Annotated in this window: 1 protein-coding gene; it reads left to right on the plus strand. The window is 69.4% G+C overall.

Annotated elements, in window-relative coordinates:
- Nucleotides 1-84: 84 nt before the first annotated feature.
- Entirely contained in the window at nt 85-1,335 is a 1,251-nt protein-coding gene (locus ABZ070_RS37340) for an IS701 family transposase (protein ID WP_356640649.1), read from the plus strand.
- Nucleotides 1,336-1,449 lie beyond the last annotated feature (114 nt).

The following is a 1,449-nucleotide window of genomic DNA, read 5'->3' on the forward strand; positions in this document are numbered from 1 at the left end:
ACTAGTAGGGCTTGGTCAGGTGTATTCGCGAACGGCGTGTCTTTGTGTTGGCAGGCGCGTTGATGGTGTGTGACACCTGGGGAGATGGGCCAGGTCCGCGAGGACTTGGAGGCGTTCACAGCGGAGATGTTCGAGGCGTTCACGCGCGCGGACCAGCACCGCTGGGGGCGGGCGTACGTACGCGGACTGCTGCTAGACGGGCGGCGCAAGTCGGTGGAGCCGATGGCGGCTCGGCTGGGCGAGGATGGCAATCGGCAGGCCCTGGCGCACTTCGTCACCTCCAGTCCGTGGGACCCGGCCCACGTGCGGGCCCGGCTGGCATGGCGGATGCAGGAGGCCATCAGGCCGAGCGCGTTGATCGTCGACGACACCGGCTTTCTGAAGGACGGCGAGGCCTCGGCGTGTGTGTCACGGCAGTACACCGGCACCGCAGGCAAGGTCACCAACTGCCAGGTCGGGGTCTCGGTGCACCTGGCCCGCGACCATGCCTCGGCGCCGGTGAACTGGCGGCTGTTCTTGCCCAAGTCCTGGGATCCGGCCACGCCGCAGGCCGACCCGCTCAAGGTGGCCCGGCGTGGGCGGTGTGGCATCCCCTCCGACCTGGGGCATGTGGAGAAGTGGCAGCTTGCCCTGGACATGATCGACGAGACCCGGTGCTGGGGTGTCGAGGTCCCTTTGGTCCTGGCCGACGCCGGCTACGGCGATTCGGTGGCGTTCCGTTTGGGCTTGGGCGAACGGGGCCTGCACTACGTGGTCGGCATCTCCACCACACCCACCGCTCATCCGGCCTCCGCCCGCCCGGTCACCCCGCCTTACGGCGGCATCGGACGGCGACCAGTGGCCAGGTATCCCGACCCGGCCCGCAGCGTGAAGGCGCTGGCCGTCGAGGCGGGGCGCGGTTCGGTCAAGCCGGTGTCCTGGCGCGAGGGCTCACGCCCGGGCAGGGGCCGCACCGGCCTGAAGCGCTTGTACTCGCGCTTCGTCGCCCTGCGGGTCCGCCCCGCCGGGCGCGAGATCCGCGATGCCACCGAGGGCGTTGAACTTGCCGAGTGCTGGGTTCTTGCCGAGTGGCCCGCCAAGGAGGCTGAGCCGGTGCAGTTCTGGCTGTCCGACCTGCCCGCCGACACCCCGCTGACCACCCTGGTCCGTCTGGCCAAGCTCCGCTGGCGCATCGAGAACGACTACCGGGAGATGAAGCAGGCCCTGGGGCTTGCCCACTTCGAGGGCCGCACCTTCAACGGCTGGCACCACCACGTCACCCTCGCCTCCCTTGCCCACGCCTTCTGCACCCTGCGGAGGCTGACCTACGCCCCAAAAGAAGCGGCATCGGCCTGAGCCTCTACCAGGTCGTCCGCGAGCTTCAATCGCTCCTCGCCACCTGGGCCGGCGCCTGCCCCACCTGCCACCGCGACATACCCGCATCCATACCGACCTGACCAAGCCCTACTA

Origin of the sequence: Streptomyces sp. NPDC006283 (assembly GCF_040613325.1) — a bacterium.
GTDB lineage: Bacteria > Actinomycetota > Actinomycetes > Streptomycetales > Streptomycetaceae > Streptomyces.

Coding starts and splice junctions, on each gene's coding strand:
- ABZ070_RS37340 (WP_356640649.1), top strand. CDS start 85: ATGGGCCAGGTCCGCGAGGACTTGGAGGCGTTCACAGCGGAGATGTTC.